At 68.9% G+C, this 6,689-nt stretch carries 8 protein-coding genes; 6 read left to right on the forward strand and 2 right to left on the reverse strand.

Annotated elements, in window-relative coordinates:
* The 5 genes from JCO01S_RS15995 to JCO01S_RS14945 all read left to right on the forward strand — a co-directional run.
* Positions 1 to 183 (forward strand): hypothetical protein (locus tag JCO01S_RS15995; protein ID WP_169796970.1); only part of this gene is annotated, 183 nt, incomplete at its 5' end.
* A complete protein-coding gene (locus JCO01S_RS14930) occupies positions 180 to 1,052 on the forward strand; it encodes a nucleotidyltransferase family protein (RefSeq protein WP_068257535.1) in 873 nt (290 codons plus the stop codon). The genes JCO01S_RS15995 and JCO01S_RS14930, both read left to right, overlap by 4 nt.
* Before the next feature lie 11 nt (positions 1,053 to 1,063).
* Complete coding sequence (locus JCO01S_RS14935) at positions 1,064 to 2,287, forward strand: glycosyltransferase family 4 protein (RefSeq protein ID WP_068257537.1); 1,224 nt, start codon at positions 1,064 to 1,066, stop codon at positions 2,285 to 2,287.
* Entirely contained in the window at positions 2,284 to 3,153 is an 870-nt protein-coding gene (locus JCO01S_RS14940; protein ID WP_068257540.1) for a sulfotransferase family protein, read from the forward strand. Before JCO01S_RS14935 ends, JCO01S_RS14940 begins: the two co-directional genes overlap by 4 nt.
* The gene (locus tag JCO01S_RS14945) at positions 3,146 to 3,775 is read left to right on the forward strand and encodes a sugar transferase (protein WP_084342985.1); all 630 of its coding nucleotides are present in this window, start codon (positions 3,146 to 3,148) and stop codon (positions 3,773 to 3,775) included. Before JCO01S_RS14940 ends, JCO01S_RS14945 begins: the two co-directional genes overlap by 8 nt.
* Positions 3,776 to 3,787: 12 nt before the next feature.
* Here JCO01S_RS14945 and JCO01S_RS14950 read toward each other — a convergent pair whose 3' ends face one another.
* Positions 3,788 to 4,765 (reverse strand): sulfite exporter TauE/SafE family protein, encoded by a 978-nt coding sequence (locus JCO01S_RS14950; RefSeq protein WP_068257543.1) that lies wholly within the window; start codon positions 4,763 to 4,765, stop codon positions 3,788 to 3,790.
* The gene (gene cysC, locus JCO01S_RS14955) at positions 4,765 to 5,886 is read right to left on the reverse strand and encodes an adenylyl-sulfate kinase (protein WP_068257546.1); all 1,122 of its coding nucleotides are present in this window, start codon (positions 5,884 to 5,886) and stop codon (positions 4,765 to 4,767) included. The genes JCO01S_RS14950 and cysC overlap by 1 nt, the downstream gene beginning before the upstream one ends.
* 145 nt (positions 5,887 to 6,031) lie before the next feature.
* Here cysC and cysD point away from each other — a divergent pair.
* The coding region (gene cysD / locus JCO01S_RS14960; protein WP_068257552.1) for a sulfate adenylyltransferase subunit CysD at positions 6,032 to 6,689 on the forward strand (658 nt) is incomplete at its 3' end.

Here is a 6,689-nt window from a genome sequence, read left to right on the forward strand (position 1 = left end):
GAGCCGATGATCATGGCCGAGCCGGTGGCCAGTCTGTGGCGGGCGCTCGACGATGCCCCGTTGTCGGTGAGCCAGCTGGAGTCGGTGGCGGAGCAGCTGGTCGACCACGACCCGGAAGGGTTCGTGCGCGCATCCTTGGACATGCTCAGCGACGGAGCGCTGATCGTCGGGACGGCCGGATGAACGACTCCCTCACCATCGGGGAGGCAGTGCCGCTGGGCACCGTCCACCTGCAACGACTGCTTGCCGGCGCTGGTGTCCGGTCGCTGGTGATCAAGGGACCGGCATTCTCGGAGCTGGGGGTGCGGGCAGAGCGGCAGAGCAGCGACATCGACCTGCTCATCCATCCTGACGACCGGGCTGGCGCGACAGCGACTCTGGTGCGGGCCGGCTGGTCCATCATCTCCTACTGGTTTCCGCCCGCGCTCGATGACGTCATCTACTCGACGACCTTCCGTCACCAGCGCTTCCCCACGCCGCTGGACCTGCACCACTGCTTCAGCGGGCTGCTCCAGGACGCCGGGACCACCTTCGAAGCACTGTGGCAGCAGCGGACCACCGTGCAGGTGGCGCACCAAGAGGTCGTCACCGTCGGGCGGGACCACGCGCTCGTCCTCGAGGCCCTGAACGCGATGAAGCTCCTCCCCGCCGAGAGGCGAATGGGTGCGGTGGAACGCGTCGTCGACACCGCGGGCGGCGGCGACCCGGCAGACGTCGCCGCTGCCGCCGAGTCGGTGGGGGCCCGTCACACCGCGGACCCGCTGATCACCGCGCTGGGTCGTCCGGCTCCGAGCAGCCCACCACCACCGGGCCTCGAGCAGTGGCTGCGCAGGGGGGCGCGCAACAGCGGCCGCCGGCTCATCGTCGACCTGCTCGTTCGGGCGCCGTGGCAGATCCCTCGGGTCGTCTGGGGACAGCTGACGATCGACCCCGACACCGCCCGCTTCTGGGCGGAAGCTCATCGGGTTCCGTACCGAAACCGGTGGCAGGTGCTTGGCCTGCGGGTGCGGCGTCTCTTCCGTCGCTATGCTCCCTCCGGCCGGTCCTCCTGAAGGGAATCTTGTTGCGCATCATCGCCATCCACCGCTACTTCTGGCCGGACAGCCCTCCTTACGCCTCCTTCCTGCGGCAGATCGCCGCTCGCTGGGTCAAGGACGGTCATGCGGTCGAAGTGCTCTCGGGCCAGCCGTCGTACGCGTCGGGGCAGGAGCGCAGCCCTGCGACGGAGTCTCTGGACGGCTTCCGTATCCGGCGGCTCCCCGTGATGCGTGACCGGGCCGGTGGGTGGCGCCAGCTGCTCAACCTCGTGGTCTTCCCTCTCGTCGTCGCGTTGCGCATCCTCACCAGCCGCCGGGCCGACGTCATCATGTGCTCCACGGTTCCCCAGGTCACGCTCGGCTGGGCAGTGTCCCTGGCCGCCAGGGCACGAGGTGCGGCCTTCATCTACCACTGCATGGACCTGCACCCCGAGATCGGACGCATCTCCGGGGAGTTCCGCAACCCCCTCGTCTACCGAATCCTCGCGCGACTCGACCTGGCGACCATGCGCAGAGCGCGTCGTGTCGTGGTCCTCTCGGAGGACATGCGTCGGTCGGTGCTCGATCGTGATGCGGCACTCGCGGACCGGGTGGTGGTCCTCAACAACTGGGCACTGCCCGACTTCTCGGAGCCGGAGCCGGCACCTTTGGGCGAGCCCGTCCCCGGCGTCCTGCGGCTCGTCTTCGCGGGCAACCTCGGACGTTTCCAGGGGTTGGAGCGCATGGTCACCGCGCTGGCCGATCTCCCCGAGGAGGTCCGCCTGGAGATGGTCTTCATGGGTGAGGGGCGCGCCAAGCCGGATGTGGAGGCGGCTGCGGCACGGATCGGCCACCCCGGTGTCGACGTGGTCTTCCTCCCTCACGGGTCCCCGAGCGCGGCCAAGTCGCTCATGTCCACGGCACATCTCGGGCTCGTCACGCTCGTGCCCGACGTCGTCAAGTACGCCTACCCCAGCAAGACCGCGACGTACACCACCGAGGGGCTGCCCCTGCTCGTGCTCTGCGAGCAGGACAGTCAGCTGGCCAGCGCCGTCCGTGAGCGTGGGCTCGGCTGGAGCGTCGCGGCCGGCGACACCCCGGCGCTCGTCGAGGCGTTGACGGACGCAAGCGCTCGGCTGGCCGCGACGGGGCTGCGGGCGGAGCGTGCGGCGGTTGGCCGTTTCGCGGGAGAGGCCTTTGACGAGTCCGACATCCTGCAGCGGTGGAGCGAACTGCTCACCGGGATCAACGAGCCGAAGGAATCGCCATGAACCAGCCCGTCGTCATCGTCGGGGCGCCGCGGTCCGGCACCAACATGCTCCGTGACGTCCTCACCTCGGCACCGGGCGTGACCACCTGGCCCTGCGACGAGATCAACTTCGTGTGGAAGCACCACAACCTCGACCTCGAGCACGACGAGATCCCCGCTTCTCGTGCCGACCGGTCCACGGCCTACCTGCAGGAGCAGTTCGCCCGTCGTGGCCGCAGGGACGATGCGGACATCGTCATCGAGAAGACCTGCGCCACGAGCCTGCGGGTCCCCTTCGTGGCGGGCGCTCTCCCGGAGGCGAAGTTCATCTTCATCCGCCGGGACGGCCTGGACGCCACCGCCTCGACGATGAAGCGGTGGAACGCGGAGTTCGACCTCGGCTACACCCTCAGGAAGGTGCGGTTCGTCCCTCCCACCGATTTCCCGCGCCATCTGCGGGACTTCGCCGTCAAACGGGTCAAGCAGCGGGTCTCCGGCGATGCCCGCTCCCAGGACAACGATTTGCGCGTCAGCACGTGGTGGGGGCCCCGCCCGCACGACTTCCGGGAGCTGCAGCGGGACCACCCGCTCGAGGAGCTGGCCTTCATCCAGTGGCAGCGGTGCGTGGAGCAGGCTGCGGACAGCCTCTCGGCTCTCCCCGAGGATCGGGTCCTGGAGGTCGTCTACGAGGACTACGTCGCCGACCCTCGTGAAGGGACCAGGCGGTGCCTCGAGTTCATGGGCCTGGGCGACCGACTGGATGCGACCGACGTCGGGCGGGTGAATGCGGGCAGCGTCGGTAAGGGACGCAGCCAGCTGGGTCCCGACGCGGTGACCCGGATCGAGGCACTCGGCGGCCCGACGCTGGGGCGGTTCGGCTATGCGTGAGGTGCGCGGACTGACTCCCCGACAGCAGGCTCTCAAGCGGGCCTTTGACCTCGTGCTCGGCGGGTGTGGGTTGCTGGCGACCTCACCAGTTCTGGTGGTCGGCGTGGTCGCGGCCACCGTGAGCACCCGCGAGTGGGGGGTCTTCTCCCAGGAGCGGATCGGCCGAAACGGGGTCCCCTTCCGGGTGCACAAGGTCCGCTCGATGCGGCGCATCGACGGGGTGACGACGACCATCACGGCGGGTACGGACCCGCGGATCACCCGGACGGGCGCCTGGCTGCGCCGGTTGAAGATCGACGAGCTTCCCCAGCTGGTCAATGTGGTCAGGGGCGACATGAGCCTCGTCGGCCCGCGCCCCGACGTCGCCGGATGGGCCGACGAGCTGACGGGTGAGGATCGGATCGTGCTCAGCGTGCGCCCCGGCATCACCGGGCCTGCATCGGTCGCCTACCGGCACGAGGAAGAACTCCTCACCGCCGCTGAGGACCCGGAGGTCTACAACCGCGAGGTGATCTGGCCCGACAAGGTGCGCTTGAACCGCGAGTACGTCGAGAACTGGTCGCTCGCCTCCGATCTGGCGTGGATCGCGGCGACTGTGCGGACCGTGCTCGAACGCGACTGAGCCCGGAAGGCGTCAGCCGTGTTGGCTGTGCGCAGGAGGCTTCCTGTCGGGGCGAGGTAGGCGTGCCGCGGCTGCCTGCAGGTCCTCATCGGTTGCGTCGGCGAAAGGCGGAAGTCCGTGGGACTTGCGCACCATTCCCCAGAAGATTGGTCCGAGCACGAGCAGCGCGGCGCCGGCGATCCCCACCCAGACGGAGGGGAGCCCGAGCATGCCGATACCGGTCAGGGCGAGCACGATGGCGATGCCACGACGCACGACGCCTTGGGGGACCCAGGACGAGAGGCGGGCTCCGAGGTAGGTGCCGGGGCTGCCGCCGACGATCAGGGGGATGAGGATGGCCCAGTCGATGCCCGCGTACATCACGTGACCGATCGCTGCCGCCAGGACGAGGGGGATGGCCTGTACCAGGTCGGTGCCCACCAGCCGGTTGGGCGCCAGTCGTGGGTAGAGCATGAGCAGCGCAACCATGATCAATGATCCGGACCCGACACTCGTCAGACCGACGAGGAGTCCACCCGTCGCGCCGACGATGATCGTCGGGATGACCCGGACGACCTCGGGCTCGTTGTTGTGCTTGCTGCCCTCTGCCACGCTGCGCAGCTTGTGTCGCAGGTTGAGGAAGGTGCGCAGTACATAGGTGCCGGCGGCGAGCACGAGCGCGACGCCGATCGCGAGCTTGACGAAGGTCTGTTGTTCCTCCGCCGACCCGACTTGGCTGATGATCCACCCGCCTGCGGCCGCAGTCGGCACCGACCCGACGATGAGCAAGCCGGCCAGCTTGAGGTTGGGGGACCCGTGCCTGAGGTGGGTGGCGGCCCCGACCGACTTGTTCACGGCGGCCGCGACGAGGTCGTTGGCCACGGCGGTGGTCGGGGGGATGCCGAGGAAGACCAGGGCGGGGGTCATCAGTGCCCCGCCACCCATCCCGGTCAGACCGATGACGATGCCGACGCCGAAGGCGACGAGCAGCAGAGAGGCGATGTCGCCCATCAGATGACCGAACCGGGCGTGTCGACAGTGAGGTGGCCCTTGGACTGCAGCAGCTCGAGTACCTGGTCGCGGGCGTCGTCGATGCCGATGTCGGTCGTGTCGATGGTGATGTCGGCGTCGACGGGGACATCGTACGGGGCGCTCACCCCGGTGAAGTCGGGGATCTCACCGGCCATCGCCTTGGCGTAGAGCCCCTTGCGGTCCCGTCGGGCACATTCCTCGACGGGTGTGCTGATGTGGACGAGGACGAAGTCGCCGTCGCGGTCCGTGGTCATCTCGCGCACTGCACGTCGGGTCGCCTCGTAGGGCGCGATGGGCGAGCAGATGGCGGTGCCCCCGTGGTAGGCGATCTCTGCGGCGACCCATCCGATGCGCCGGATGTTGGTGTCCCGGTCCTCGGGGGAGAAGGACAGGCCAGCAGAGAGGTGACGCCGGACGACGTCACCGTCGAGCAACGAGACCGGGCGCCCGTCCTGCTCGAGGATGGCCTCGCGCACGGCGCGCGCGACGGTTGACTTGCCGGAGCCGGACAGACCGGTGAAGAAGAGGACCAGACCGTCGGTGGGAGCCGACTCGGGGTCGCCCGGCCGCAGCCGGGTGATCGCGCCCCGTGAGTAGGCGGCGACCACGGTCTCCAGCAGCGCCTCGTCCTCGCGGGCCTCACGGGGGTCGAGGGGCACCGCCACCACTTCGGCGTTCGTGAGCTGCTCCGCGAGCCCCACGCTCGCCCGCAGTCGACGGACGCCGCGCGAGTACGGCGAGCGGGTCGGCCCGGCCAGCACGAGCAGGACGAGGTGTCGGCCCTGGGTGCCCGCGCGGATGTCGTCGGCGTCCCGGGTCGTCAGGTCCCGGTCGATGACCACGGTCGCTGTCTGCTCGTCGGTGGTCCCCCGCACGTGTGCGGGGGAGAGGAAGAGCCGTTCGTACGGCCGAGGGGAGGGCTCGCTCAGCCACTCGGGTGCCCCCTCGGCGCCGTCGGAGGTGATCTGGTCGGGGGAGTACGCCGCGATCGGGACTCCCTCCGGGTCGACCACCTCGAGTCCCCCGCTCGACTGCTCTCGTGTGGCGGTGTCCAGCGACAGCGTGATCGCGTCACTCGTAGGGACCGCGCCGACGCGCATCCTCTCCAGCGCGTCGAGCGCCGAGAAGGGTGGGCAGTGTTGATGGGGCGTGGGGTGGGAACTCACACGCCGCATTGTTGCAGGATGAGCGTCGTTGACAGGCTATGGTGGCCCAGCACCCCGTCCCCGCGTCGTGAGAGAGCAGATGTCCACGCACGACTATCGTCTGAGCCACTTGGATCAGCTCGAGTCAGAGTCCATCCATATTTTCCGTGAGGTTGCGGCGGAGTTCGAGAAGCCGGTGTTGATGTTCTCCGGCGGCAAGGACTCGATCGTGATGCTGCACCTGGCGGAGAAGGCCTTCTATCCCGCCCGGATCCCGTTCCCTGTTCTGCAGGTGGACACGGGGTATGACTTCCCGGAGGTCCTGGCGACGCGTGACCGGTGGGTCGAGCGTCTGGGCGTGCGGCTGCACGTGGCTTCGGTCGAGCAGGCGATCGCGGATGGGATCGTCGTCGACGACGGCAAGACCCCGCGCAACCGGCTGCAGATCGGCACGCTGCTCAATGCCATCGAGTCCGAGGGCTACACGGCTGCCTTCGGCGGCGGCCGTCGGGATGAGGAGAAGGCCCGCGCGAAGGAGCGTGTGTACTCCCACCGAGATGACTTCGGTCAGTGGGACCCGAAGAACCAGCGCCCCGAGCTGTGGTCGCTGTACAACGGACGGATCCACGAGGGCGAGCACATGCGCGTCTTCCCGTTGAGCAACTGGACCGAGCTGGACATCTGGCACTACATCGGGCGGGAGCAGGTCGACATCCCGCCGATCTACTTCGCCCACCAGCGGCGGGTCTTCGAGAGGG

Origin of the sequence: Janibacter corallicola NBRC 107790 (assembly GCF_001570965.1) — a bacterium.
In the GTDB taxonomy this organism is placed as follows: domain Bacteria; phylum Actinomycetota; class Actinomycetes; order Actinomycetales; family Dermatophilaceae; genus Janibacter; species Janibacter corallicola.